The 26610-nt window shown below is 27.7% G+C and carries 23 protein-coding genes; 13 read left to right on the forward strand and 10 right to left on the reverse strand.

Annotated elements, in window-relative coordinates; translation table 11 throughout:
• The first annotated feature begins 12 nt into the window (after positions 1-12).
• Positions 13-2112 (forward strand): carbon starvation CstA family protein, encoded by a 2100-nt coding sequence (locus ACRYA_RS06325; protein WP_105916689.1) that lies wholly within the window; start codon positions 13-15, stop codon positions 2110-2112.
• A gap of 2 nt (positions 2113-2114) precedes the next feature.
• A complete protein-coding gene (gene kcuS / locus ACRYA_RS06330) occupies positions 2115-2312 on the forward strand; it encodes a KCU-star family selenoprotein (RefSeq protein WP_105916690.1) in 198 nt (65 codons plus the stop codon).
• A gap of 115 nt (positions 2313-2427) precedes the next feature.
• On the opposite strand, the gene ACRYA_RS06335 is transcribed toward kcuS, so the two are convergent.
• The 7 genes from ACRYA_RS06335 to ispG form a co-directional block, all read right to left on the reverse strand.
• Positions 2428-3621, reverse strand: coding sequence for a PepSY-associated TM helix domain-containing protein (locus tag ACRYA_RS06335; RefSeq protein ID WP_105916691.1), 1194 nt, complete (start codon positions 3619-3621; stop codon positions 2428-2430).
• Between the two features lie 120 nt (positions 3622-3741).
• Positions 3742-5877: a TonB-dependent receptor domain-containing protein gene (locus ACRYA_RS06340; protein WP_105916692.1), complete on the reverse strand. Its 2136-nt coding sequence runs from the start codon at positions 5875-5877 to the stop codon at positions 3742-3744.
• A gap of 190 nt (positions 5878-6067) precedes the next feature.
• A complete protein-coding gene (locus tag ACRYA_RS06345) occupies positions 6068-7057 on the reverse strand; it encodes a Gfo/Idh/MocA family protein (RefSeq protein ID WP_105916693.1) in 990 nt (329 codons plus the stop codon).
• Entirely contained in the window at positions 7051-8154 is a 1104-nt protein-coding gene (locus tag ACRYA_RS06350; protein WP_105916694.1) for a DegT/DnrJ/EryC1/StrS family aminotransferase, read from the reverse strand. The genes ACRYA_RS06345 and ACRYA_RS06350 overlap by 7 nt, the downstream gene beginning before the upstream one ends.
• A gap of 63 nt (positions 8155-8217) precedes the next feature.
• A complete protein-coding gene (locus ACRYA_RS06355) occupies positions 8218-8613 on the reverse strand; it encodes a type II secretion system protein (RefSeq protein ID WP_105916695.1) in 396 nt (131 codons plus the stop codon).
• A 64-nt stretch (positions 8614-8677) separates the two neighbouring features.
• A complete protein-coding gene (locus ACRYA_RS06360; protein WP_105916696.1) occupies positions 8678-10126 on the reverse strand; it encodes a replicative DNA helicase in 1449 nt (482 codons plus the stop codon).
• Positions 10126-11187 carry a flavodoxin-dependent (E)-4-hydroxy-3-methylbut-2-enyl-diphosphate synthase gene (ispG, locus tag ACRYA_RS06365; protein WP_105916697.1) on the reverse strand — a complete coding sequence of 354 codons (1062 nt, stop codon included), beginning with the start codon at positions 11185-11187 and terminating at the stop codon, positions 10126-10128. The genes ACRYA_RS06360 and ispG overlap by 1 nt, the downstream gene beginning before the upstream one ends.
• A gap of 113 nt (positions 11188-11300) precedes the next feature.
• Here ispG and ACRYA_RS06370 point away from each other — a divergent pair, with 113 nt between their 5' ends.
• The 10 genes from ACRYA_RS06370 to ACRYA_RS06415 are packed head-to-tail and all read left to right on the forward strand — an operon-like array spanning position 11301 to position 23541.
• A complete protein-coding gene (locus tag ACRYA_RS06370) occupies positions 11301-13364 on the forward strand; it encodes a sensor histidine kinase (RefSeq protein ID WP_121443288.1) in 2064 nt (687 codons plus the stop codon).
• A 59-nt stretch (positions 13365-13423) separates the two neighbouring features.
• On the forward strand, positions 13424-14113 hold the full coding sequence (locus tag ACRYA_RS06375) for a CvpA family protein (protein WP_105916703.1): 690 nt from the start codon (positions 13424-13426) through the stop codon (positions 14111-14113).
• A gap of 11 nt (positions 14114-14124) precedes the next feature.
• Positions 14125-15642 (forward strand): lysine--tRNA ligase, encoded by a 1518-nt coding sequence (gene lysS, locus ACRYA_RS06380; RefSeq protein WP_105916704.1) that lies wholly within the window; start codon positions 14125-14127, stop codon positions 15640-15642.
• 24 nt (positions 15643-15666) lie between these two features.
• Complete coding sequence (locus ACRYA_RS06385) at positions 15667-16929, forward strand: serine hydroxymethyltransferase (protein WP_121443287.1); 1263 nt, start codon at positions 15667-15669, stop codon at positions 16927-16929.
• A 25-nt stretch (positions 16930-16954) separates the two neighbouring features.
• On the forward strand, positions 16955-17965 hold the full coding sequence (locus ACRYA_RS06390) for an SPOR domain-containing protein (protein WP_105918331.1): 1011 nt from the start codon (positions 16955-16957) through the stop codon (positions 17963-17965).
• A 9-nt stretch (positions 17966-17974) separates the two neighbouring features.
• Complete coding sequence (locus ACRYA_RS06395) at positions 17975-19387, forward strand: anthranilate synthase component I family protein (RefSeq protein ID WP_105918332.1); 1413 nt, start codon at positions 17975-17977, stop codon at positions 19385-19387.
• Positions 19388-19410: 23 nt separating this feature from the next.
• A complete protein-coding gene (locus ACRYA_RS06400) occupies positions 19411-20193 on the forward strand; it encodes a pyridoxine 5'-phosphate synthase (protein ID WP_105918333.1) in 783 nt (260 codons plus the stop codon).
• Positions 20190-21116 carry a 4-hydroxythreonine-4-phosphate dehydrogenase gene (gene pdxA / locus ACRYA_RS06405; RefSeq protein WP_105918334.1) on the forward strand — a complete coding sequence of 309 codons (927 nt, stop codon included), beginning with the start codon at positions 20190-20192 and terminating at the stop codon, positions 21114-21116. Before ACRYA_RS06400 ends, pdxA begins: the two co-directional genes overlap by 4 nt.
• Entirely contained in the window at positions 21113-22183 is a 1071-nt protein-coding gene (locus ACRYA_RS06410) for an ATP-binding protein (protein ID WP_105918335.1), read from the forward strand. The genes pdxA and ACRYA_RS06410 overlap by 4 nt, the downstream gene beginning before the upstream one ends.
• 53 nt (positions 22184-22236) lie before the next feature.
• Positions 22237-23541 (forward strand): diguanylate cyclase, encoded by a 1305-nt coding sequence (locus ACRYA_RS06415; protein ID WP_121443289.1) that lies wholly within the window; start codon positions 22237-22239, stop codon positions 23539-23541.
• A gap of 41 nt (positions 23542-23582) precedes the next feature.
• Here the strand turns inward: ACRYA_RS06415 and ACRYA_RS06420 are convergent, their stop codons facing one another.
• Positions 23583-24272 carry a TIGR02117 family protein gene (locus ACRYA_RS06420; protein WP_105918171.1) on the reverse strand — a complete coding sequence of 230 codons (690 nt, stop codon included), beginning with the start codon at positions 24270-24272 and terminating at the stop codon, positions 23583-23585.
• A 94-nt stretch (positions 24273-24366) separates the two neighbouring features.
• Between ACRYA_RS06420 and ACRYA_RS06425 the strand changes: the two genes are divergently transcribed.
• Positions 24367-24846, forward strand: a complete 480-nt coding sequence (locus ACRYA_RS06425; RefSeq protein WP_105918170.1) for a SixA phosphatase family protein — start codon at positions 24367-24369, stop codon at positions 24844-24846.
• 6 nt (positions 24847-24852) lie between these two features.
• Here ACRYA_RS06425 and ACRYA_RS06430 read toward each other — a convergent pair whose 3' ends face one another.
• Together ACRYA_RS06430 and mnmE are read right to left on the reverse strand one after the other, a co-directional pair.
• Positions 24853-25263: a hypothetical protein gene (locus ACRYA_RS06430; protein ID WP_105918169.1), complete on the reverse strand. Its 411-nt coding sequence runs from the start codon at positions 25261-25263 to the stop codon at positions 24853-24855.
• A 1-nt stretch (position 25264) separates the two neighbouring features.
• Positions 25265-26608, reverse strand: coding sequence for a tRNA uridine-5-carboxymethylaminomethyl(34) synthesis GTPase MnmE (gene mnmE / locus ACRYA_RS06435; protein ID WP_105918168.1), 1344 nt, complete (start codon positions 26606-26608; stop codon positions 25265-25267).
• Positions 26609-26610 lie beyond the last annotated feature (2 nt).

Consider the following 26610-nt stretch of genomic DNA (forward strand, 5'->3'; position numbering starts at 1 on the left):
AAAGGATTCGCTATGAATAAACTCTTATGGGGTGTAATAGCAATAATTGGGGCATCATGCTTTGGTTATTTAGCTTTACAACAAGGAGAAACTGTTTCTGCTATGTATTTAGTTGTAGCAGCTGTTTGTATCTATATGATTGCATATAGATTTTATGGAAGATTTGTTGCTTATAAAGTTTTAGAACTTGATAAAAACAGAGCAACTCCAGCTATGGTAAATGATGACGGAAGAGATTTTGTTCCTACAAATAAATCTGTTTTATTTGGTCACCATTTTGCTGCAATTGCAGGTGCTGGACCTCTAGTTGGTCCAATTTTAGCTGCTCAAATGGGATATCTGCCTTCAATGTTATGGATACTTGTAGGTGGTGTATTTGCAGGTGCTGTTCACGATTTTGTGGTTTTATTTATATCTTCAAGAAGAAATGGTAAATCACTAGGTGAGATTATTAAAGAAGAGCTAGGAACATTCGTTGGTGGTGTTACTATGATTGCTATATTTGGTATTATGCTAATTATTATAGCAATTCTTTCTATGGTTGTTATAAAAGCTTTAGCTGAATCTCCTTGGGGACTGTTTACTATTGCTATGACTATTCCAATTGCTATTTTCATGGGTATTTATATGAGATATTTAAGACCAGGAAAAGTTGGAGAAGCTTCAGTTATAGGTTTTGTTCTTCTAATTTTAGCAATTCATTATGGAAGTATCATTGCAGCTGACCCTTATTGGAAAGCAGTATTTACATTTGATGCTACAACTTTAGCATTTATAATGATGGCTTATGGATTTATAGCTGCTGTTTTACCAGTTTGGTTTTTACTAGCTCCTAGAGATTATTTATCAACTTTTTTGAAAATTGGTGTTATTGGACTTATGGCGATTGCTATTGTTATCGTTGCGCCAGATATTCAAATGCCAAAAATGAATACACAATATTTTGATGGAAGTGGTCCTGTTTTTGCAGGAGCAATATTCCCATTCTTATTTATTACTATTGCTTGTGGTGCTATTAGTGGTTTCCATGCTCTAATTTCAAGTGGAACTTCTCCAAAAATGTTAGAAAATGAAACTCATGCACTTCCAGTTGGATATGGTTCAATGTTAATGGAAAGTGCAGTTGCTATCATGGCTTTAATTTGTGCTACTATTTTACATCCGGGGCTTTATTTTGCTATTAACTCTCCTGCAATATTTATAGGAACAGATGTTGTTCAAGTTGCTCAAACAATTTCTACTTGGGGATTTAGTGTAACTCCTGAAGAAATTTTTACACTTACAAAAAATATTGGTGAAGAATCAATTTTATCAAGAACAGGAGGAGCTCCTACTTTTGCTATTGGGGTTGCGATTGTACTTCATGAACTTTTTGGTGGAGTTGATATGATGGGATTCTGGTATCACTTTGCTATTTTATTTGAAGCTTTGTTTATTTTAACTGCTGTTGATGCAGGAACAAGAGCTTGTAGATTTATGGTTCAAGATATGCTAGGAAATGTTTATAAACCTTTAGGAAATACAAATAACTATGCAGCTGGTATTCTTGCTACATTTTTAAGTGTTGCTGGTTGGGGTTATTTCTTATATCAAGGAACTATTGATCCAAGAGGTGGAATTTATTCATTATGGCCACTATTTGGAGTAAGTAACCAAATGCTAGCTGGTATGGCTCTTCTTCTTGCAACTGCAATACTATACAAAATGGGTAAATCAAAATATCTTTGGGTTACAGTATTACCTGCAACATTTGTTTTAATCGCTACTATGTATGGTGGAATTCAAAAAGTATTACCTTACAAAGAGGGTGATAGAGTTCATAATGCTGTAAGCCATGTTGCTACTGCACAAATTCAAGCTAAAAAAATTGCTGATTTAGAAGCAAAAATTCCTACTTTGACAATAGAAGCTGATATAAATAAAGCAAAAGCTGATATATCTATTGCAAATAAACTAAAAAATTCAAATATAGTTAATGCTGTTTTAGCAGTGTTCTTTATGTTTGCAACTACTTTAGTAATTATTGCAACTTTGGGAATTTGTTTTGGAAGAATAAAAATACCTTTAAAAGAATCTCCTTATGTAAGACTTGATACTCTTCAAAAGGTTTAAAAGTGTTTGGAAAAATAAAAGAATTCTATGAAAAATCTGAAAAGTTTTTTCATCCCCTTGTGGGTCTTTCTAGCTATGAGAAATATCTTGAGCATATGAAAAGAGTTCATCCAGATAAAAATGTTTTAACTAGAGGTCAGTTTTTTAACGAGTCTTTGGATAGAAAATACAACACTGGTGGTTTTAAAAAGTGTTGTTAAACTTTTAAGAGTAGAGTTTCTACTAAACATAAAAAGGCTTAGAACAAAAGTTCTAAGCCTTTTTTTATATCTTTAAAATAGTTAAATTATTTATTCTAATAAACTATAAAACAACTTATTTTTCTTTTAAAGCTTTTGCTCTTTTTTTCTTCCATCTATCAAAATATAACATATATCCAGTTATTACAAATAAAGCCATAAGAGCAGAAGATACAAAATATGCTAATTGACCAAACCAACCAAAATATTCTCCACTATGAAGTGGTAACATACTACTCATAAGTTGTTCATTTAGTTTTTTATCTTCAAATTTTGCTTCTTTTACAACTAAAGATTTATTTGGGTCAATTTCCATAGAGTTTGACTCTCTAAAGTGTGTTGCATCTGCATACAAATATGAAATTGCATAGAATCCATCTTTCGAAGCAGTTAATCTTAAGCTTGCATTTTTATAATCTCTTGAAACAGTTTGATTAAAAATATCTGCTACTTTTTGAGCTGTTTCATAAGATAATATTTCTGGTTGATTTTCAGAGTTTTCCTCTTTTGCAACCTTATTATCTTTTTGCTCTACAGATTTAACTACTTGAGTAGGTGATGTAGCTTTTTTTGGCTGTTCAACTTGCATAACAGTAAACATTGCACTTCTATACCAATCATAAGACCAATAAAGCCCCGTAAAACACATAAGTAAAAAAAATGGAACAACCCACATACCAACAGCACTATGCATTGTCGATAAAAATGCTCTTTTTTTATGCTTAAAACTAAAAGTAAAACTTTTTAGAAAATTTGATTTAATTCTAGACCAATAAACTATAACTCCGCCAATAGTTAATATTATACAAGCAATAGTAGCAATTGCAACAGCATTTTTTCCAATCCACTGAGTATCTCCATCAAATGTTAGCCATCTATGAAGTCTAAAGAAAAACATAAAAAAATCTTTTCCTACAATTTGTGGTAAAACCTCTGCTGTATAAGGATTTAAATATATACTCTCGCCTCTTCTATTATTAAGATCTTTTGAAGCAATATTTAAAACTACACTAGAGCTTTTATCACTTGAAAAAGAGATACTATTTATCTTTGAGTCTGGATTTTGTGATTGATATTTTTCCAAAATCTCTTTTGTAGATAATATTTGTTTATCTTGTGGTATATTTACAAAATATGTATCCTTGTTTATTGCTTGTAAAATCTCTTTTTCATAAGATAATATAGCTCCTGAAACTCCTACTAATAAAAGTAAAATTCCAAAAACAAAACCAAAAAACCAGTGAATCTTAAACCAAATTGTCTTATGCATAAAGCTATACTCCTTTATTTTAGAAAAATCTTATCAAACTAATTTTAACACCACTTTAACAAAATTAAAAAAAGATAAGTAGAAATCTACTCATCTTTTAAATAATTTTAGTTTTTTCGATTAGAAAGATAAATTCATTGCTAACCAAAGTCTTCTTCCTTCTAAATTTGTTTCTGAAGTAGCATATTTTGTTGCTCCTCCATAAGTATATTGTTCTCTTTTGAAGAAATCTTTATCAAACAAATTATAAATAGTTGCACTAAATGTTAAATCTTTATTCATTTTATAACTTCCACCTAAATGGAACAATTCATAGGCTTTTATATCATTTCCTACTTGTTCATAAATAGCTTTATTTTCAGCGGTTAAATTAGAATAATTTTCTGTAAATCTTTTTCTTTCACTTCTATATTCACCTTTTATCCAAGTATTTAATTTACTAGTTGCTTGCCAATTTAAAGTTGCATTTAAAGAGTGTTCAGGTGTATCAGCAAATGGTTCCCCTTTATTCTGACCACTTTTTTGTTCACTTTCCATGTATGTATAGTTTGCTTTTAAATCTAAAGTATCTGTAAATGGAATTTTTGTTCCAACTTCTAAACCTTGCGTTTCAGCTTTACCTATATTCTTTTTTTGACTATAAGTACCATCAGGAATACTTGAATTTCCTGAAATAATAACATTCCCATCTGTTTCAATTTTATCTTTATACTGATTATGAAAAATAGTTGCATTTGCTAAAAAACCATTATCTGCATTATAGTAAATTCCAGTTTCATAGTTTGTTGATTTTTCAGGTTTTAAATCTGGACTTCCAACTGTAATAGTAGAACCTTGTCCTCCTGCTCCATTAATTCCGTCATGTAAATCATTTACTTTTGGTGCTTTATACCCTTGACTCATACCACCTTTTACCGTCCAATTATTACTTACTGTATAAACCGCATATGCTCTAGGGCTAAAATTACCACCAAATTTATCATGATGGTCATATCTTCCTCCTAAAGTAAATGCTACTGAATCTGTCACAGATATTTCATCTTCTGCAAATAAAGCCCACATCTTTTGCTCAAATTCTTCAGTTGCAATTCCATCTTTCATTTGAGAATCCCAATATTGACCACCAAAAGTTAAAATATTTTTATCTAATTCTGCTGTAATGAATTTTGTATCAAATACCGTATCAGTAGATTTTAATTCTCTATTACTCCCAATGATATGATTTGGCATTTTTGGATTAAAAATATTACCTATTTTATTACCAGGAATAGTTCTTCCAATTGTTTGTGTAGTATTTCTCATAATACTAGATTCTAAAGTACCAACATCAAATCTTGAAGTATGTCCTAAAGTAAACTGTTCTCTTTCAAATCTTAATATATCTTTATAACCTGATGCTTGTTTTGTAGCTAAAGAAGGGTCATCTAGTGTACCTAATTGAGATTTATCATTGTTATATCTTTGTTTTGAGCTAAAAAGATCTAAATAAAAATCATGATTATCAACTGGTGTTAAGTTAAATTTAGAACCAATAGAATAATTTGTTCCTTCAACAGGAGAATTACCTCTCTTACTAACAATTCCACCATCTCCATATTTTATATCTGAAGCTTCTCTGTTATAATAATTACCTCTTAAACTCAATCCTAATAAATCTTTAATTATTGGTCCACTTATATATGTATTTACATTATTGCTATTTCCAAATTGAGAACTTTCTTGCAAAGTTTGATCCACATTTATAGAACCCGTCCATTCATTTGAAACTTTCTTTGTAATAATATTTACAACTCCTCCCATAGCATCACTTCCATAAAGAGTACTCATAGGTCCTCTAATAACCTCTATTCTTTCTATGGCAGCAAGTGGTGGCAAAAAATTATTTGAAGTTTCTCCAAAACCATTAGGTGTTGAGCTACCAGCAGAATTTTGTCTTTTACCGTCAATAAGTATTAAAGTATTTTCAGAACCCATTCCTCTAATACTAATATTTAAACCACCAGTTTTTCCATTTCCACCTCTTACATCAACACCTTCAACATCTTCAATAGCTTCAGCTAAATTAGAATACTTTTTCTTTTGTAAATCTTCTTGACTTATAACAGAGATACTTGCAGGTGCATCTGTAATTTTTTGCTCATATCCAGAAGCAGAAGTTACAACTTGTACATCATCAAGTTTTGTAGTCTCATTTGCCAAAAGTAGATTTTGTGTAACTAAAATAGAAGCTACACTTAGTGCCATTTTTATTTTCATTCCATTCCTTTATATATTTTCTTTTTTGACTTTAATTTTTTAAAATAGATCTTAGGAGAAAGCTATTTTATTTTTGATAATTATTATTATAATTAACAAAAAAGAAATGGAATATTAATGATTTTTTCTTAAAATAAGATAAAATTGATAGTGATTATTAAAATGTTTTTAAAATATGCAAGATTAAATCTTACATATTCATATTTTTATCTGCAATTTCTAGAATCTTATGAATCCTAATTGCTTGAGATGGATTTGATAAAGATTGATTTTGATTTACAATTGAAGTTCTAAAATGTTCTATACTATTGTATAAAGCATCTTCTGGTTTTATATAAGGTGAATAAGTTCCAAATTCATTTGTTTTTACCAAATAGTTTTCATCTGTAATATTTTGTCCACTTATAACTTCAACATTTTTATCATAAATAGTAAGTTTATTCTCTAGTTTTAAATCTTCATAAACAAGCATTTTTTTAGAACCAACAATAGTGATATTTCTCTCTTTTATTGGACTTAACCAATTTGACTCAAGATGTACAGAAAAGTTCTCATATTTTAGATTTACAAATGTAATACTCTCTTTTGGATTATAAAATTTTTCACCACTTGCTTTTATACTAGTTGGATTTTTCCCATCCATTAAATAGTCTATTATAGACAAATCATGAACTGCTAAATCCCACATAGAGCTTACATCTTTTCTAAATTGTCCTAAACTTTTTCTAGTTGAATTTATAAATAAAACTTCTCCTAATTCTCCACTAGAAATTATCTCTTTTATTTTTTTTATTGCTGGATGAAAAATCATAATATGATCTATATGTATAATTTTATTTTGTTTTTGTGCTAACTCTTCAAGCTCTTGTGCCTCTTGTAAAGTAGCAGTAAAAGGTTTTTCAACATATACATTTTTAAAAGCTAATAGTGCTTGTTTTATCAAATAATAGTGACTACTTGTTTGTGTAGCAACAGCTACTATATCTATAGTTTCATCTTCTAAAACTTTATTAAAATCTTTTTCATAATTTGTTGAAGATGCATATATTTTGTGTGCTTTTTCCAGATTTTCATCTATCATATCGCAAATTGTATGAAGATTTAGGTTTGGATTATTATTTATATTTCTTGCAATATTTGGTCCCCAATAACCAAATCCTACAAGTGCAACATTTAACATTTAAGCTCTTTTGCTAAACTTCCAACAATAAACTCAATTTCTTCATCAGTAACATATGGATTCATTGGCAAGCTCATTATCTCTTTTGATACTTTTTCTGAGATTGGAAAATCTCCTTCTTTTAGGTTTAGGTATTTAAAGCATTCTTGTAAATGTAGAGGCATTGGGTAATGTATTGCTGTTGGAATACCAACATTTTGAAGTTTTGTTTGAAGTTCAGTTCTATTTTGTACTCTTATTGAGTATTGTGCCCAAGCTGACGTTCTATCTTTTTGTACAAATGGAGTTTCTATATTTTTTGCATTTAAAGCTTGTGTATATTTAGAAGCTACATCTTGTCTTAATTTTAAATCTTTAGGATAATATTTTAATTTTACGTTAAGAACTGCTGCTTGAATAGTATCAAGTCTTCCACCCATACCAATATATTGATGATGGTACCTTTTTGATTGTCCATGAAGTCTAAGAGATTTTATTTTATCTGCAAGTTTTTCATCATTAGTAAACAAAGCTCCACCATCACCATAGCAACCTAATGGTTTAGCAGGAAAGAAAGAGGTACAAGATATATCACCAAGGTTTGAGTCACTTATACCTTGGTAAGTAGAACCAAAGCTTTGAGCTCCATCAACTATTACTTTAAGGTTATATTTTTTTGCTATTTGGTTTATTTCATCCATATCAGCTGGTTGTCCATAAAGAGATACTGGAATAATAGCTTTAGTTTTAGAAGTAATTTTCTCTTCTATTTTTTTTGGGTCTATATTATATGTTTTTTCATCAATATCAACGAACACTGGTTTAGCTTTTAGGAAAGCTATTGTTTCTGCTGTTGCAAAGAATGTAAAAGGAGTAGTAATTATTTCATCCTCTGGTTGTATATCTAAAGCCATCATAGCAAGAAGCAAAGCATCTGTTCCACTTGAGCAAGATATTGCGTATTTAGAACCTGTAAACTTCTCTAGGTTTCTTTCAAGTTCATCTATTTGAGAACCCATTATAAAGTTACAATCTCTTGCTACTTTTAAAATAGCTTCTTCTATCTCTTCTTTATATAGGTTATGTTGGATTTTTAAGTTGGCAAAATCTATTTGCATTTGTTTCCTTAAGTAAAAAAATAACGCGAATTGTACTTAAAAATCACTTAATATTTGTTATTCTTAGTAAACTTCATAAACCTTTGAAACTAAGCCACTATCTCTTATTTTTTTACAAATAGTACTATCTTTTGCACTATCTACTTGAACATCGATAGAGACAATATTTTGAGTTTTTTTAATTTCCAATTTTATACAAGAGTTTTTATCACTCATTTTGAGTTTTTCTATATCCCAATTTGTATCACCAATATTTATAGCATCTTTAATATCTTCAATTTTTTGATTTAATAAATAGTAACTTTGAATAGAATTTACAGCTGTATTGACATCTCTTTTTAAAGTTGAAACCAAAGCACTATCTTTTGTATCCATCAATTTTGGAGCAGCAAAAGAGACAATTATCCCTAAAATCACAATTACAAATATAATCTCTATTAGAGAAAAAGCCCTTTTCATAATATTTTCCTTGTGTAAAAGTTTGTATTGATTTTAAACTTTTATAACTTAAAAAAATATTATTTTATAAAACGCCATCAGGAAAATCTATTTTTGTCTCTTTTTGTACATCTACTACTGATTCAAATACAACTTCTATTGGAGCTTGTCCATAGTGTTCATTATCCTTGTCAATAAATTTAGTTAAAGCCTTATGAAAATCTAGTTTTACTGTACCTATTGGTCCATTTCTTTGTTTTCCTATAATTATTTCAGCCTCTTCAATTGGCTTATCTATAAATTTTGATTTATAATCTTCACCTTTATCTTTAGCCTCTTTCTCTTTTCTTGCTTCATCTCTTTGTTTATAAACATCATCTCTGTAAACAAACATTATAATATCAGCATCTTGCTCGATTGCTCCAGATTCTCTTAAGTCACTTAGCATTGGTCTTTTATCAGGTCTACTTTCAAGCCCACGATTAAGTTGAGAAAGAGCAACAATAGGAATTTTAAGCTCACGTGCAAGCATTTTTAAACCTCTAGAAATATCTGAAACTTCTTGATGTCTATCTTTATTTCCCAAACCTTGCATTAGTTGAAGGTAATCAATTACAACAAGACTGATATTATTTTCTTGAATTTGTGCTAATTTTCTCACTCTTGCTCGAAGTTGGTTAATATTTATACTTCCACCATCATCTACAAAAAGTTTTTTTGAGTTTAAATCATCAAAAGCAGCACTTAAATTTGACCACTCTTTATCATCCATATCACCTTTTCTAAGATTTTGAAGAGGAATTGATGTTTTTGCCGCAAGCATTCTTAGCATCAACTGTTCAGCTGGCATTTCAAGTGAGAAAAATATAACTCCTTTACCTTTTTCTACATTTTTTAAAGCCATATTTAAAACAAGTGCTGTTTTACCCATGGCTGGACGTGCAGCGATTATTACTAAATCACCTTCATTGAAACCTGTTGTTTTTTTATCAAGTGCTTCAAAACCAGTTGTTTGTCCTATTAGGTACTTGTTTCCTAGTTTTTTCATTTTTTCAATATATGCTAAAGTATCACTTGTAACTGTTTGCATATCTTTTAATTCGCTTGTTGCACTATTTGTAGATATCTTGTAAAGCTCACCTTGAATAGTATCTAAAGCTTCATTTGCACTAATTTCATCTTCAATTGCAACTTTTTTTATAGTTGTTGCAAGTGTTGCTAACTCTCTTTTAACAGAAGCATCTTTTATCTCTTTTACATAAGCAGATGTATTTGTAATAGGATTTGCACTCAAAATCTCAAGTAGAACTCCATCATTTACCTCTTTTTTATCAACCCTATTTCTTACAAAATCCTCATCAATTGGCATATCTTCACTATGAAGTTTAACTATTGCTTCAAATATAGATTTATGTGCAGGAAGATAAAAATCTTTTGGTTTTAAAACTCCTAAAACATCTTCAAGCTCTTCTGGATTAAAAAATATTGAGCTTAAAACTGCTCTTTCAATATTTATACTATAAATACTATCCATTATATTTTTCTTTTTGCTTCAAATTCAACTTCTTCAACAAACCTATTAATTAAAGCATCTCCACTTAATTTTGCAATTATTTCACCTTTTTTCATAACAAGTCCACTACCTTTTCCAAAAGCAATAGCAACATCTGCACTTTTTGCCTCTCCAATAGCATTTACAACACAACCCATAACTGAAACATCAAGAGGAGTTTTTATATGCGAAGTTCTTTTTTCTATTTGGGCAACTGCACTTACTAAATCGGCTTCTATTCTTCCACAAGTAGGACAAGATATAATATTTAAACCCTCTTTTGAGATACCTAAATCTTTTAAAATAGCACGTCCGACTTTTATCTCCTCTTCAAGCTCTCCAGTCATTGAAACTCTTAATGTATCGCCTATTCCATCAAGTAGTAAACTCCCTAGCGCAATTGATGATTTTATCGTTGAGTGAAATTGAGTTCCAGCTTCTGTTACACCTAAATGAAATGGATAGTTATTCATAGGTCTTAAAAGTCTATAAGCTTCAACTGTTCTTTGAACATCACTAGCTTTTAATGAGACTTTAATATCCGTAAAACCTAAATCTTCAAGATATTTTATGTTGTAATCTGCACTTGCTACCATTCCACGTGCTGTTTGTCCATATTTATCTTCAAACTCTTTTTCTAAACTTCCACAGTTTACCCCAATTCTTATAGGTATATTTCTATTTTGGCAAGCACGTACTACTTCTTGTACTCTTTTTTTATCTCCAATATTACCAGGATTTATTCGTATGCAATCAACTACTTCAGCAGCAATTAAAGCTAACTTATAGTGAAAGTGAATATCTGCAACTATTGGTAAATCAACTTGTTTTTTTATCTCTTTTAAAGCTTGTGCATCTTCAAGATGTGGAACAGCAACTCTTACAATATCAGCTCCTGCAAAATGAAGCTTTCTTATTTGCTCAACTGTTGCTTCTACATCTGATGTTTTTGTAAATGTCATTGATTGTACACTAATTGGTGCATCACCACCTATTAGAACATTTCCTACTTTTATCTGTTTTGTTGGGTATCTTTTTATCATTTTGGGATTTTATCTAAAATAGTTTAAATAAAAGTGAAGTTTAATTTGTAAATAAGAAATTATTTTATATGCTTATGTCTTGATTTAAAAAAGAAACTAAAAAGAAACTAATTTTGAACAAAAAGAGAAATATATTTTTAATTATACTCACATTTATTGTTTCAACTTTTTTTGTAATAATATCAACAAATTATTATATAAATAAGAAACAAAAGCAGCTTCTAAACTCTATATATGAATCTACAAACAAAAATATCTTTGAAAAAACACAAAATCTAATAAATGATAAACAAAATACATCTTTGGCTATTGCAATATCTTTGTCAAAAGATGAAACCTTATATGCACATCTAAAAAATAAAGATTTTAAAAAACTAAATTATATTAAAATTGCAAAACTAATAGAGACAAATTCAAAATATAAAAATATCTGGATTCAAATTTTTGATAGTAATTTAAATAGTGTATATAGGTCATGGACAAATATACGGGGAAGTCTTAACTTTAGACCTGATTTAAAGAAAGTAGAAGCTTTAAAAAATATTTCAACTTCCATTAGTGCTGGACTTTTTAATATAGGTATAAAAGCAAGAGTTCCTATTTTTGACGAAAATAATAATTTTTATGGAGCATTAGAAGTTGTTACTCATTTTGATTCAATTACAGAAGATTTATTAAAAAACAATATCTCCCCTATTGTAATAGGAGATAAAAGTATTAGAAAAAATTTAACAAATCCTCTTTTATCAAAACTTTTTATAGATGATTACTATATTGCAAATGGAAATGTTGATATAAATCTATACAACTATATAAAAGAAAATGGTGTTGAAAAATATATAAATATAGATAATTTTATTGTTGAGAATGGTTATTTAATCTCAAAATATCAACTTTTTGATGAAAATGGAAATAAATTAGCATATATAGTAAATTTTATGAATTTAAATAATATAAATTTAGAGAATATAAAGCATATAAAAATTCAAGCTATTTTAGCAACATTTATAGCTCTTATTATAATATTTTCTGCTATTTTGATATATTATTTAAGAGATATAAAATATCAAAATAGTAAAAATAAAATTATTTTAAACTCTCAACCAAATATTGTAATAATAACAAACGGAAAAGAGATAGTAGATGCAAATAAACAACTATTAAAATTTTTTCCTTCAGTTAAAGACCTTGAAGATTTTAAGAAAACATATATTTGTATTTGTAATACTTTTGAAGATTTAGAAAAAGATGATTACATTATCAATAAAGATTATAATGGTAAAAATTGGGTTGAGTATATATTTGAAAATCGAGATAAAAACTTTAAAGTTGCTATAAAAAATTCAAAAGATGAACTAAGACACTTTAGTGTAAAGAGTTCTAGTGCAAAGATTGATTTATCTATTATTGTTACTTTTATTGATGTTACAAATGAAATTTTACAGATTGAAAAAGAGAAAAATGAACAAAAAGCTCTATTTCAACAATCAAAAATAAATGCCATAGAAAATACTCTAAATAGCATAGCCCATCACTGGAGACAACCTTTAAGTGTAATTAGCACAATAGCTAGTGGAATGAAGCTAAAAGAAGAGATAAAAGAGTTAAATACAAAAGAGATTTTACTATCTTGTGATAAAATTATTTTTAATACAAAAAAACTCTCAAATACAATAGAAAATTTCTCAAGCTTTTTTGGAAAAGATGAAAGAGTTTCAAGTCACTCTTTAGTTGAGATAGTAAACAATGTAATACTATTTTGTGAAACTATATTTGAAGAAAACTCTATTTTTTGTGAATTTAAGCATAGTGAAGATTTTATTATAAATTGTAACAAAAGTGATTTTTCTGATTCAATTTTAAATATTATTGATAACTCTATTTATGCATTAGTTAATAATAAAAATAAAGAAGATAGATATATTTTAATAAACTTCTCAAATAAAATTTTATCAATAAAAGATAGTGCAAATGGTGTTAAAGATGAGATTATAACAAAAATTTGTGAACCATATTTTACTACAAAACATCAATCTTTTGGTGTAGGATTAGGACTTTTTACAGTAAATGAATTTTTTATAAAAAATCTTAATTTTGAAATAGAGTTTAAAAATGAAGATTTTGAGTATAAAAATAAAAAACTCAAAGGTTTAAATATTAATATAAATTTTAATTAAACTTTTATTTTATCTTTTTTAGGTAAAATGCACGGATTATTGAAAAAAGGATTGTTTATATGCAAGATATTGAAGTTTTTGATTTAGTTATTATACTTATTACATTATTGCTTGGTTTAAAAGGACTTTTTAGAGGTTTAATAAAAGAAGTTTTTGGAATAGTTGGTATTGTTGGTGCTATTTTTGTAGCATCAAGAATTTCAACAGAAGTTGGTGGACTTTTAGCTCCTATTCTTGTAATAGAAAATCAATCAACAATAAAACTAATAGGTTTTGTAGTTTCACTAGTTGCAGTTTGGCTTATTGTTTATAGTGCAGGAGTTGTTGTTAGTAAAATATTCAGTGCAAGTGGATTAGGAATTGTTGATAGAATATTTGGACTTATATTTGGAATGTTAAAAATATTTCTTATTTTTTCTGTTATTGCTTATTCATTAAACCAAGTAGGATCATTTAAAAAAGTAATAGATGAAAAATTTAGTAACTCTTTTATGATGCCTCATTTACTTAGTGTTGGTTCTTACATAATAAAATTTGATACAACAGCAATGGTAAATACTATTGATAAAACTATTCAAAATGCAACAGATGGTTCAGTTTCAATACAAAATGGTATCGAAGAAACAAAACAGAGTCTAGAACCTGCTTTAAATGATATAAAAGAAAATGTAGAGCAACTTGACAATTTAAAAGAAAATTTAGATAGTACAAAAGATAAGTTACAAGATATTAGAAATAAAGATGAATAAGGATTTAAAAATTGTTTGAAAATAAATATATACAACAAAGAATAGAAAAAGCTCAAAATTTGCGAGATTTAGGAATAAATCCATATGCAAATGAAACAAAAAGAGAACTAAGTATACAGGATTATTTAACAAAAAATGAAGATATTTTTAATCTTGAAACAAAAAGAGATGAGAATAGAAATTTTACTATAGCTGGAAGAATTAAGTTTTTTAGACTTATGGGAAAAGCTAGTTTTCTTAAACTAGAAGATGAAAGTGGTATGCTACAAGTTTATGTTGCAAGAGATAATTTAGAAGAGAATTTTTATAATGATATTTTCAAAAAATATATTGAAGTTGGTGATATTATTGAAGTTAGCGGTTATCCATTTGTAACAGGACAAGGAGAGCTTTCACTTCATGTTGATAGTTTAACAATCCTTACAAAAGCTATCTCACCACTTCCTGAAAAATTTCATGGAATACAAGATAAAGAACTAAGATATAGACAAAGATACTTAGATTTAATTATGAATAGTAGTGTTAGAGAGACTTTTCATACAAGAAGTAAAGTTATAAGTTTAACTCGAAGATTTTTTGAAGATAAAGGCTTTTTAGAAGTTGAAACTCCTATGATGCATCCAATTGCTGGTGGAGCAAATGCAAAACCATTTGTTACTCATCACAATGCTTTAGGAATTGATAGATTTTTAAGAATTGCTCCTGAGTTGTACTTAAAAAGATTGATAGTTGGTGGATTTGAAGCAGTTTTTGAAATAAATAGAAACTTTAGAAATGAAGGAATGGATGCTACTCATAATCCTGAGTTTACTTCTATTGAATTTTATTGGGCATATAAAACTTATAAAGATTTAATTGTTATTACAAAAGAGTATTTTGAATATCTATTTAAAAATTTAAATCTTCCTACAACTTTACCTTATGGAGAACTTCAAGTAGATTTTACAAAATTTAGTGAAATACCACTTATTCAATCTTTATACGAAATTGGTGGTGTTCCAAAAGATATTGTTGAAGATAAAGAGAAAATTTTAGAGTTTTTAAAAGAAAATAAACTTGAAGCAAATGCAAAACTAAATCTAGGACAACTTCAAGGTGAACTTTTTGATGAATTTGTAGAAGATAAACTTATAAATCCAACATTTATAACAGAATATCCAGTTGAAATTTCACCACTTGCAAGAAGAAATGATGAAAAACAACATTTGACAGATAGATTTGAACTATTTATTGCTGGACGTGAAATTGCAAATGCTTTTAGTGAGTTAAATGATCCAATTGACCAACTTCAAAGATTTGAAGGACAAATGGCAGCAAAAGATAGCGGAGATGATGAAGCACATGAGATGGATGAGGATTTTGTAAATGCCCTATCTTATGGAATGGCTCCTACAGCAGGACAAGGAATTGGTATTGATAGGCTTGTAATGATGCTTACAAATCAACACTCAATAAGAGATGTTTTACTTTTCCCTGCTATGAAACCTGTAAAACAAGATTTTGATCTATTATTAGATGAAAATGAATAAAAATAATAAAAATTGGAGAGATAAATGAACTATATCACAAACGATAATTTAGAGGTAGCTGATATTGAGGTGTTTAAGATAGTTGAAGCTGAACTTGAAAGACAGACAAATCATCTTGAGATGATTGCAAGTGAAAACTTTACAAGTCCAGCAGTAATGCAAGCAATGGGAAGTGTATTTACAAATAAATATGCTGAAGGTTATCCATATAAAAGATATTATGGTGGATGTGAACAAGCTGATAAAGTAGAACAACTAGCAATTGATAGGGCTTGTGAAATATTTGCTTGTAAATATGCAAATGTTCAACCTCATAGTGGATCTCAGGCAAATGGTGCAGTATATGCAGCATTATTAAAAGCTGGTGATAAAATATTAGGTATGGATTTATCTCATGGTGGACATTTAACTCATGGAAGTAAACCAAGCTTCTCTGGTCAAAACTACTCTGCATTTTATTATGGTGTTGAACTTGATGGAAGAATTAACTATGATAAAGTTGAGCAGATTGCAAAAATAGTTCAACCAAAAATAATTGTTTGTGGTGCAAGTGCATATGCTAGAGAGATTGATTTTAAAAGATTTAGAGAAATAGCTGACTCTGTTGGAGCTATTTTATTTGCTGATATTGCTCATATTGCAGGACTTGTTGCTGCAAATGAACACCAAAGTCCATTCCCTCATGCTCACGTTGTAACAACAACAACTCATAAGACTCTAAGAGGTCCAAGAGGTGGAATGATTATGACAAATGATGAAGAGATTGCTAAAAAAATAAATAGTGCAATTTTCCCAGGACTTCAAGGTGGACCACTTGTTCATGTAATTGCTGCAAAAGCTGTTGCATTTAAAGAAATACTTGATCCAAAATGGAAAGATTATGCAAAACAAGTAAAAGCTAATGCAAAAGTATTAGGTGAAGTGCTAGTAAAAAGAGGATATGATATAGTAAGTGGTGGAACAGATAATCATCTTGTTCTAGTAAGTTTCTTAAATAAACCATTCTCAGGAAAAGAAGCTGATGCTGCTTTAGGTGATGCTGGAATTACTGTAAATAAAAATACAGTTCCAGGAGAAACTAGAAGTCCATTTGTTACAAGTGGAATTAGAATTGGATCTCCTGCACTAACTGCAAGAGGAATGAAAGAGAAAGAGTTTGAATATATTGCAAATAAAATTTGTGATGTATTAGATAATATTGAAGATAAAGAGTTACATAAAAAAATAAACAAAGAGCTTGAAGAACTAGCTTCTAAATTTGTTATTTACACTAGTTCGACGTATTAATTGAGTTTAAAAGCAAGGAGTTATTATGCAAATAATAGGTGATGATTTTGTAAAAAAAGTTCAACTAAAACAAGAAAAAGAAGAGCTTGAAAAAAAGTTAAGTGAACTTGATGAAACAAGGATATCTATGGGAAATATAAATCTTACTAACAATCTAAATAATGCCTACAAAGGTATAGATAACAATGACGATATGAATGAGATGAATAGATTACAGCAAAATATCAATTATGATGACAGCAATGAATTTGACAATATTATGCTAAATCAACAACAAGGTGGAGAAGACAACAAGAAAAAATACTTAATTTTAGGTATTGTTTTAGTAGTTCTTTTTTTACTAACAATAATTATTATAAGACTTCTAACAGGTGATTCAAAAAAAGAAGACCCGTTTACTTCAAATAGTCAAAACTCTTCTGAAATGAAAACTTTATCTGAAAATAGTGGTAATATAGAAGATAGATACCAAAGAATACTAGATGATAAAGCAAAAAAAGATAGTTCAGAACCATCATCAACAAATCAACAAATTAATAGCTCAAATGATAGACTAGATATGGTAAAAGAGACAAAAGAAGAAGCTAAATTGACTCAAAATGAAAACTTCTCAGATAACTCTATTCCAAATGAAGCTCTTGATGAAACTATAAAAAAGATTGAAGAGAAAAAACAGATTTCAAAAGCACCTGAAACAAATGTAGCAACAGCAACAAAAACACAACCTGAAACAAAAAAATCTATAAGAGATTTAGTTGAAGGTAATGCTGCAGTAAAATCAACAAATCAACAAGAAACTACTGGTAGTGGTTACTTTATTCAAATTGGTGCATTCTCAAAAAGACCTAGTGAATCTTATTTAAAAAATATAACAAGCCAAGGTTTTAAATATAAAGTTATTCAAGAAGATGTAAAAGGTAGTACATTTAACAAACTTCTTATTGGTCCGTATAGCAGTAGAGCAGCAGCCTCAAATGATGTATCATCTGTAAAAAACAAGCTAAATATTCAAAATACTTTTATAGTAAATCATTAGTAGATATTTATGAATTTTTATAGCAAAACTCTATTTTTAGACCAATTTACACCTGTTTCAATTTATGAGAAAACAAAAGCTCTTTATCCAAAAGAGCTTAGTTTTTTATTTGAAAGTAGCATAAGTTCAAGTAATGATGGGAATTTTTCATACATAATAATTGGAGCTAGAGAAAGAATTTGGTATAAAAACAGTGAATGTTTTTTTAAAAATGAAATTGGAAATATAGAAAAAGTAGATAACAATCCTCTATTATTTTTAAAAAAATATTATAAGAATTTTGAAAAAAATATATATAAAGAAAAATCAAAAGAGCTAGGAATTGGCTTAATTGATGGATTTATTGGAAATGTTGGTTATGATATAGGTAAAGAATTTGAACCAAAACTAAAAGCTTCTATGAACTCTTTAGAAGATGAGTTGAATATTCCTGATTTAGATTTAATAAGACCAAAGATAATATTAGCATTTTCTCATAAAACTTCAAAATTAGTAATCCTTACTTCAGTGGATGAGTTAAAAAATGAGCTTGAAAATATAGAAAAAGAGCTTTTAAAGCCATATATTTATACTCCACTAAAAAAATCAAAATTAATAGACAATGGGAAATTCAACTTTACCAAAGAGGAATTTTTTTCAATAGTTGAAAAATCAAAAGAGATGATAAGAGCTGGAGATATATTTCAGATTTTAATCTCAAATAGATTTACTCAAAAAGCAGTTGTTGATAGTCTATCTTTTTATAGAGCATTAAGAAGTAAAAATCCAAGTCCATATCTTTTTTTATTAGAGTTTGAAGATTTTAGTATTGCAGGAAGTAGTCCAGAAGTTATGATTAGATTAATTGATGGACACCTACTTTTAAGACCAATAGCAGGGACTAGAAAAAGAGGAACAACATTAGAAAAAGATTTAGAAATGGAAAATGAACTAATCAGCGACAAAAAAGAGAGAGCAGAACATCTAATGCTTGTTGATTTAGGAAGAAATGATGTTGGAAGAGTAGCAAGGGCTGGTAGTGTAAAAGTAACAGAACTTATGAGAATAGAAAGATACTCTCATGTTATGCATATAGTTTCAGATGTTGAAGCAATTTTAGATGAAAAATATGATATGTTTGACCTATTTATGGCAACATTTACAGCAGGAACTATGACAGGAGCTCCAAAAATAAGAGCTATGGAATTAATAGCAAATTTTGAAAAAATAAAAAGAAATTTCTACTCTGGAAGCATAGCTTACTTTGGGTTTGATGGAAATATGGATAGTGCAATAACTATTCGAACTTCACTTTTAACAAAAGATAAAATAATTTTCCAATCAGGTGCTGGAATTGTTGCAGACTCTATAAATGAAGATGAGTATTTAGAAGTTCACAATAAACTAGCAGCAAATATTGCAACCTTAAAAGATTTATCTTAAATAAAATAAAAAGAGGAAAAAATATGCTTTTAGGTGTAAATATTGACCATATAGCAACTCTAAGAGAGGCTAGAAAAATAAATGATCCAAATCCATTAGATGCTATTAGCATTTGTAAAATAAGCGGTGCAGATCAAATAACTATTCATTTAAGAGAAGATAGAAGACATATACACGATTTAGATGCAAAAGCTATAATCGAACAATCAGCACTTCCTGTAAATTTAGAGTGTTCTATTAATAGTGATATTATAGATATTGTTTGTAGTTTAAAACCATATAGAGTAACTTTAGTACCTGAAAATAGAGAAGAAGTAACAACTGAAGGTGGTCTTGATTTAGAAAATAATTTCCAAAAAATAAGCCGTACAATAGAGCAATTAAAATCAAATGATATTGAAGTTTCACTTTTTATAGACCCTACTTTAAAATCCATAGAACTTTCAAATATGTTAGGAGCTTCTTGGGTAGAGCTTCACACAGGAACTTTTGCAAATATATATGCTATGTTAAATACAAATTTAAAACATACTCAACACTCAATTAAAGAGTTAGAACTTCCAAAAGAGAGACTTAAAGAAAAACTAGAATATAGTTTAGAAAAAATAAATAACTCTTCAAGTTATGCTGTAAATTTAGGCTTAAAAGTAGCAGCTGGTCATGGATTAAATTATCAAAATGTAAAAAATATTTGTGAAATAAAAGATATTATTGAGTTAAATATCGGTCAAAGTATTATTGCAAGATCTGTTTTTACAGGACTATCTTCTGCAATAGTTGAGATGAAAAATCTTATTTCAAAATGACAACTCTTCCTAAAATTGCTATTAGTATTGGAGATTTAAATGGTATTGGTGTAGAAATTGCATTAAAATCTCACGATATTATAAAAAAAATATGCCAACCAATATATTGTATAAATCGTCAAATGCTAGAACAGGCTTCTATGCTTTTAAAAAGTGAAATTCCTGATGATTTTATGATACATGAAACTTTTGGTGATTTTGAAATAACACCTTCAAAAACTACAAAAGAAGCTGGTATTTTTTCATATCTATCTTTTATGGATGCAATCAATCTTGCAAATATAAAAAGTGTAAATGCAATTTGTACTTTACCAATAAACAAAGAGTCATGGGGAAAAGCGAAGCTAAAGTATAAAGGTCATACAGAGGTATTAAGAGATTTTTATAATAAAGATGCAATTATGATGCTCGGTTGTGAAAAAATGTATGTAGCATTATTTACAGAACATATTGCTTTAAAAAATGTTGCAAAAAGTATAAAAACAAAAAAACTTATTAATTTTTTCAAAAATTTTCAATCTTGTACAAATGCAAAAAAAGTAGCTGTTCTAGCACTAAATCCACATGCTGGAGATGGTGGAGTTTTAGGAAAAGAAGAAAAAAAAATCCAAAAAGCTATAAAAAAAGCAAATAAAATTTTAGGTGAAAATATTTTCTCAAATCCACTTGTACCAGATACTGCTTTTTCTCCAAATAATAGAAAAAACTACAAATATTTTATAGCTATGTATCATGATCAAGGATTAGCTCCACTAAAAGCTCTATATTTTGATGAGAGCATAAATGTTAGTTTAAATCTACCAATTATAAGAACTAGCGTAGATCATGGAACAGCTTTTGATATAGCATATAAAAATAAGAATCCAAATACAAAAAGCTATATAAATGCAATAAAAGAGGCGATAATCTTGAGTAAAAAATGAAGCTACTTGAAGAAAACTATGAAATAAACTTCTCCAAAATAAATTTTTTGGATAGAAAAATAAAAATTGAACACAAAAAAACTATAATATGTGGAGCTTCAAAAGTTGGAAAATCTTATTTAGTATTTGATTTTTTAAGTAAATTTAAAAATGAAGAGTATTTATATATTGATTTTTTTGATTTAAGAAATAATAATATAAACCAAGAGTTAAGTTTACTAAATGATTTTATATCTTTAAAAAATATAAAAGTTTTGGTTTTGGAAAATTTTAATAATGAGTGCAAAATTCCAAATTGTGAAAATGTAATTTTAACTTCTCAAAAGAATATTGAATATAAAAATTTTAAAAAAATAGAACTTTTTGCCTTAGATTTTGAAGAGTACCTCTTATTTGATAATAAACATCAAAATATTACTCAAAGTTTCAATAATTTTTTGAAATATGGGAATTTACCACTTTCTATAAATGTAGAAGAACATAAAAAAATATCAAAACTTCAAGATATTATAAAAATGAACTCAAAAGATGATACAAGCTATGAGATATTAAAAATCTTAATAGAAAATATCGATGAGAAAAAATCAATTTTTCAACTATTTAATCAACTAAAATCAAAAATCAAAATATCAAAAGATAGATTTTATGAAGAGTGCAAAGAGTTAGAAGATAAAAACTCTATTTTTTTTGTAGGAAAATATAATCAAGAGAAGAGTTTAAAAAAAATATACTCTTATAACTATGCTTTTTTGGGTGCTATTAGTTTTTCAAAAAAATTTAAACAAGAGTTTGCAAATATGATTTTTTTGGAACTATTAAAAGAGGAAAAAACTATTTATTATCTTGATAACATTGATTTTTATATAAAAGATGATAATTTAGCAATTGTTTGTATCCCTTTTTTTAATCTTGATTTGAATTCAAATTTACTAAAAAAAATTATAAAAAATGCTTTAGAGCTAAATATAGAGAAAATAGAGATTATTACTATTTCAAATAATCAAAAAATAGATAATAAAAAAATAAATATTGAAACAATTGTATTTTATGAATGGGCTCTAATTTAAGGTTATTAATATTTTGTGATATAATGCCTATATCTTTTTAAAAAGTAGTTAATATGGAAAAAAGGTTAGTTAATTTTATAAAATATGCTCCTATGATTTTTATTCCTTTGGTTGTTTTTTTAGTTTTTTATCTAATAATAACTGGATACAAATCTACACTTAATAGTAATTTCGAACTATACAAAAACGATTTAATAGACAAACAAAAGAGTTTAGTAAAAACAAATATCCAAATTGCTACTCAAATATTTCAAAATCAAGTATTATTAACTGAAAACAAAGAGAAAGCTTATAAATCTTTCTTAAATCTAATAAAAAATATAAATAATACAGCTAGTGATTATTATTTTATTTTTAATACAAAAGGTGATGTAATTGTTCACTCATTTTTAAGCCATCTAGAGGGTGAAAATCTATATATTATTGATAATAAAAACTATAATAATGTAGTCAAATTAATAACACAAAACTCATCTGCAGATAGATTTGTAACATATAAATGGCTAAATCCTAATACAAATTTAATAGAAGATAAAATATCTTTTGTAAGACAACTACCAAACAGTGATTTAGTCATTGGAAGTGGTTTTTATTTAGAAGATATTAATAAAATTGTAGAAAACCAAAGAGATATAGAACTAAAAGAACATGATAAAAATATAAACATTACTCTATCTTTGGCTATTTTTTTCACTATCTTATCTTTTATTTTATCTTTTATAATTTCTAAAATGCTTTTAAATGCTTTTAATATATTAAATAAATCATTAAAAGAGAAATCTATTGAACTCCAAAAACTAAATAGCGAACTTGAAATGAAAGTTGAGAATCGTACAAATAAACTAAAAACTGCCTATAAAAAGATGAAAGATTTAGCATCTATTGATGATTTAACAAAAATATACAATAGGTACTATTTTTTTAATATTTTTAATCAACAATTAGAAAAATTAAAATCAGATGATACAATTTTTAGTTTGATAATGTTTGATTTAGACCATTTTAAAAATGTAAACGATACTTATGGGCATGATGTTGGTGATTATGTACTTAATGAAACTTGTAGAGTTGTTGAAAAATCCTTAAGAGAAGATGATACTTTTGCTAGAATTGGTGGTGAAGAATTTTTAATACTACTACCAAATACAAATATAGAAGATGCCTTTTACATAGCTCAAAGAATAAGACAAAACATTGAACAACATAAGTTTAAAGATATTCAAAAACTTACAATAAGTTTGGGTGTAGCAGAAGCAAATGAACCAATTTTAAGTACAGAACTTCTTAAAAAAGTTGACCTTGCTTTATATAAAGCAAAGAAAGAGGGAAGAAATAAAGTTATTGCCTTTAAAAATTAAGATATATTTGGTTAGTATTACATCTTAAAGCAACTCTTTGGTCAAGGGTTGCTTTTTTTATTATACTGATACAAAATTCCATCATCAAATGCTACCCAAAAAGAAGCTGGCAAAGATGCTTTTTTTAATAAATTATTTGTCCAAGTGTTACAAGTGTGAAAAATACTATAACTTCCTATTGCTTCATAAAAAGCATCATTTTGTCCATATTGTGATGTTGTTTTTATATTTATTGGTTTTTCATCTTTATATTGTAAAGAGTTTTTTATTGTAGATATTATTGAGTTATACTGTTCTTTAGAGATTTTTATTTTATATGTTAAATCATCTTTTACAATCTCATCATAATATGTAATATGTAAAGCAGCATTTCCAAGACCAAATCCTGCAATCAAAGCAGTACTAAGTTTTAATTGTGCCCAAGTTGGAGTATCTAGATAAAAACCCTTATCTCCCCAACCAACACTAATATATGAGAAATCATCTCTTTTGCTTAAAGTATCTTCAAAATTGAAAAACTCAAACCAATTTATCATATCACTTTTTATAGGTAAAACTACATCTGTATGCACTCCATTTGATTTTATAAAAATTTCATACACAAGATTTTCATTTGTAGAATAATTTGTTGTAATTTTTGAAAGAATACTTTCACTTAATAAATATATAAATACAAATAAAAATATTGATAAGATACTAAAAAAAATACTTTTCAAAAAAATTTTAAGCATTAGTAATATTTCCTTATATCTATTTTTGATAATTTTATTATTAATTTATAAAAATATAGTTAAAATCTAGCATTTTTATTTAAAGCAGGGAAAAATGAAAAAACTTTTTATAGCAAGGCATACAACAAAACAAAGAGAAACACCAAACGAATACGATTATGATACAGAATTAACTAAAGAAGGCATCGAAAAAGCGACTCAAATGGCTCAAAAGTTGGCTTTGGAAAATCATCAAATTGATTTAATAGTAGCAAGTCCAGCAGTAAGAACAAGACACACAGCAGAAATTTTTGCAAAAGAGTTAGGATATAACAAAACTATTATGCTAAATGAAGTTTTATATATGGCATTTGTAAATGAACTAATAGAAACTATTACATATACTTATGACAGTATAGATAGTATGTTAATAGTAGGTCATAATCCATCTTTAACTGCTTTAGCAGTTACACTTTTAGGATTTAAAGAGAAATTCGAAGAGGGTGCAGTTATGCAAATAGATTTTGATTGTAATAGCTGGATTGATATTGATAAAAACAATGCAAAATTAATAAGCTATACTATTCCAAAATAGTTTAGCTTACTTTATATTTTTATTCATCAAAGCAATAGTTGCCAAATTTGTAAGCTCATTTAATGTTTTTGAGTCTAGCTTTCTATCACCAATAACAAAGCTAAAAATCTCAATAAAGTTATCTCTTCCCCAAACTCTAAGCTCAGAAACGTTCAAAAACTTTTCAGTACTTAGCGTTTGACCTTTATTATTTTTAATTATAATTTTTGCACTATCACTATTTTCAAAGTTTCCTTTTATTCCATCATTATTTTTAATTTGATAGCTTACAATTGCATCTAAAATCTTACCACTTACTAAACTTCCATCATCTACTACTTTTTTTGGAAAACCACTATTTTTTAGAAAGTCATCCCATTTATCTGCATAAATATTAGTAGATAAAAAAAGTAAAACAAAAATTAAAAATTTTTTCATACTATTTTCCTAAACAAAATTCACCAAACATAACATCTAACATCTCATCATTTTCATAAGGTCTAGTAATATTCGAAATTTCATGTAAAGCTTCTGTTATATGGTGTGCAAAAAACTCTAATTCTCCACTATATAGTGGAGTTTTTGCCATTTTTATATTTTGTAATGTATTTTCAACACTATTTATTTGTCTTTTTGAAACTAATGTAAGCTCATCTGTTCCACTATTTTCATCCAATATTTTTTCTATACTCTTAATAAGTAAATTAATATTCTGCTTTGTTGAAAGTTCTATAAATTCACCTATTAAATCTGTTTCAAAGAAATTTGATAAATCTGTTTTATTTAAAATCTTGATAATATTTTTATTTTCTTGTGAAGCTAAAAGCTCTAAAATCTTATCATCTTCACTATCTTTAATTCTGCTATTATCAAATAAAGCTACAATAATATCAGCTTCATTTATAGCATTTATTGATTTTTCAATTCCAATTTGTTCAATTACATCACTTGTATTTTCTCTAATTCCAGCAGTATCGACTATTTTAATAATATGTGTTCCAATTTTTACACTCTCTTCAATAGTGTCTCTTGTCGTTCCTGCAATATCTGAAATAATAGCTCTATCATAGTTAAGTAGCTTATTTAAAAGACTAGATTTCCCAACATTTGGCTTTCCAATGATTGCAACTTTAAATCCATCAATCATACCTTCTCTTCTTTTACTAGCTTCTAGCGTATTTTCTAGTTTTTGTTCTATTTTTGCTATCTTTTCTTCAATTTTTAAAAAAATATCACTAGGTAAATCTTCTTCAGCATAATCAATAGTAACCTCTGTATATGCAAGCATAAAAAGCAAATCTTCTCTGATATCTTCTACAAAATCTTTAAGCTCACCTTTTAGTTGCCTAGCCAATAGTTTTACAGCATCACTACTTCTTGCTTCAATTATTTTTGATATTGCTTCTGCTTTACTCAAATCTATTTTATTATTCAAAAAAGCTCTTTTTGAAAACTCTCCAGCAGTTGCCATCCTTGCACCATATTCTAAAACTGTATCCAAAACAATTGAAGCAATCGCAACTCCACCATGAATTTGAAACTCAATTATATCTTCACCTGTAAAAGAGTTTGGAGCTTTAAAATATAAAATTATAGCTTCATCTATAATATTTTGATCTTTATCATACAAATAAGATAGTGTTGCAACTCTTGGATTTATAGTAGTTTTTTGTGAAATTTTAAAAGCAATTTCAAGAGCTTTTACTCCTGAAACTCTAACTATTGAAATAGAACCTATTCCAGATGCTGTAGCAATTGCTACAATAGTATCATCGTTATACAATA

This window comes from Aliarcobacter cryaerophilus ATCC 43158 (genome assembly GCF_003660105.1).
In the GTDB taxonomy this organism is placed as follows: Bacteria; Campylobacterota; Campylobacteria; order Campylobacterales; family Arcobacteraceae; genus Aliarcobacter; species Aliarcobacter cryaerophilus.

What these genes read in the sequence shown, in the direction of transcription:
- ACRYA_RS06325 (WP_105916689.1), top strand. Translation starts at nt 13, where the DNA reads ATGAATAAACTCTTATGGGGTGTAATAGCAATAATTGGGGCATCATGC.
- ACRYA_RS06335 (WP_105916691.1), bottom strand. Translation starts at nt 3,621, where the DNA reads ATGCATAAGACAATTTGGTTTAAGATTCACTGGTTTTTTGGTTTTGTT.
- ACRYA_RS06340 (WP_105916692.1), bottom strand. Translation starts at nt 5,877, where the DNA reads ATGAAAATAAAAATGGCACTAAGTGTAGCTTCTATTTTAGTTACACAA.
- ACRYA_RS06345 (WP_105916693.1), bottom strand. Translation starts at nt 7,057, where the DNA reads ATGTTAAATGTTGCACTTGTAGGATTTGGTTATTGGGGACCAAATATT.
- ACRYA_RS06350 (WP_105916694.1), bottom strand. Translation starts at nt 8,154, where the DNA reads ATGCAAATAGATTTTGCCAACTTAAAAATCCAACATAACCTATATAAA.
- ACRYA_RS06355 (WP_105916695.1), bottom strand. Translation starts at nt 8,613, where the DNA reads ATGAAAAGGGCTTTTTCTCTAATAGAGATTATATTTGTAATTGTGATT.
- ACRYA_RS06360 (WP_105916696.1), bottom strand. Translation starts at nt 10,126, where the DNA reads ATGGATAGTATTTATAGTATAAATATTGAAAGAGCAGTTTTAAGCTCA.
- ispG (WP_105916697.1), bottom strand. Translation starts at nt 11,187, where the DNA reads ATGATAAAAAGATACCCAACAAAACAGATAAAAGTAGGAAATGTTCTA.
- ACRYA_RS06375 (WP_105916703.1), top strand. Translation starts at nt 13,424, where the DNA reads ATGCAAGATATTGAAGTTTTTGATTTAGTTATTATACTTATTACATTA.
- ACRYA_RS06385 (WP_121443287.1), top strand. Translation starts at nt 15,667, where the DNA reads ATGAACTATATCACAAACGATAATTTAGAGGTAGCTGATATTGAGGTG.
- ACRYA_RS06390 (WP_105918331.1), top strand. Translation starts at nt 16,955, where the DNA reads ATGCAAATAATAGGTGATGATTTTGTAAAAAAAGTTCAACTAAAACAA.
- ACRYA_RS06395 (WP_105918332.1), top strand. Translation starts at nt 17,975, where the DNA reads ATGAATTTTTATAGCAAAACTCTATTTTTAGACCAATTTACACCTGTT.
- ACRYA_RS06400 (WP_105918333.1), top strand. Translation starts at nt 19,411, where the DNA reads ATGCTTTTAGGTGTAAATATTGACCATATAGCAACTCTAAGAGAGGCT.
- pdxA (WP_105918334.1), top strand. Translation starts at nt 20,190, where the DNA reads ATGACAACTCTTCCTAAAATTGCTATTAGTATTGGAGATTTAAATGGT.
- ACRYA_RS06410 (WP_105918335.1), top strand. Translation starts at nt 21,113, where the DNA reads ATGAAGCTACTTGAAGAAAACTATGAAATAAACTTCTCCAAAATAAAT.
- ACRYA_RS06415 (WP_121443289.1), top strand. Translation starts at nt 22,237, where the DNA reads ATGGAAAAAAGGTTAGTTAATTTTATAAAATATGCTCCTATGATTTTT.
- ACRYA_RS06420 (WP_105918171.1), bottom strand. Translation starts at nt 24,272, where the DNA reads ATGCTTAAAATTTTTTTGAAAAGTATTTTTTTTAGTATCTTATCAATA.
- ACRYA_RS06425 (WP_105918170.1), top strand. Translation starts at nt 24,367, where the DNA reads ATGAAAAAACTTTTTATAGCAAGGCATACAACAAAACAAAGAGAAACA.
- ACRYA_RS06430 (WP_105918169.1), bottom strand. Translation starts at nt 25,263, where the DNA reads ATGAAAAAATTTTTAATTTTTGTTTTACTTTTTTTATCTACTAATATT.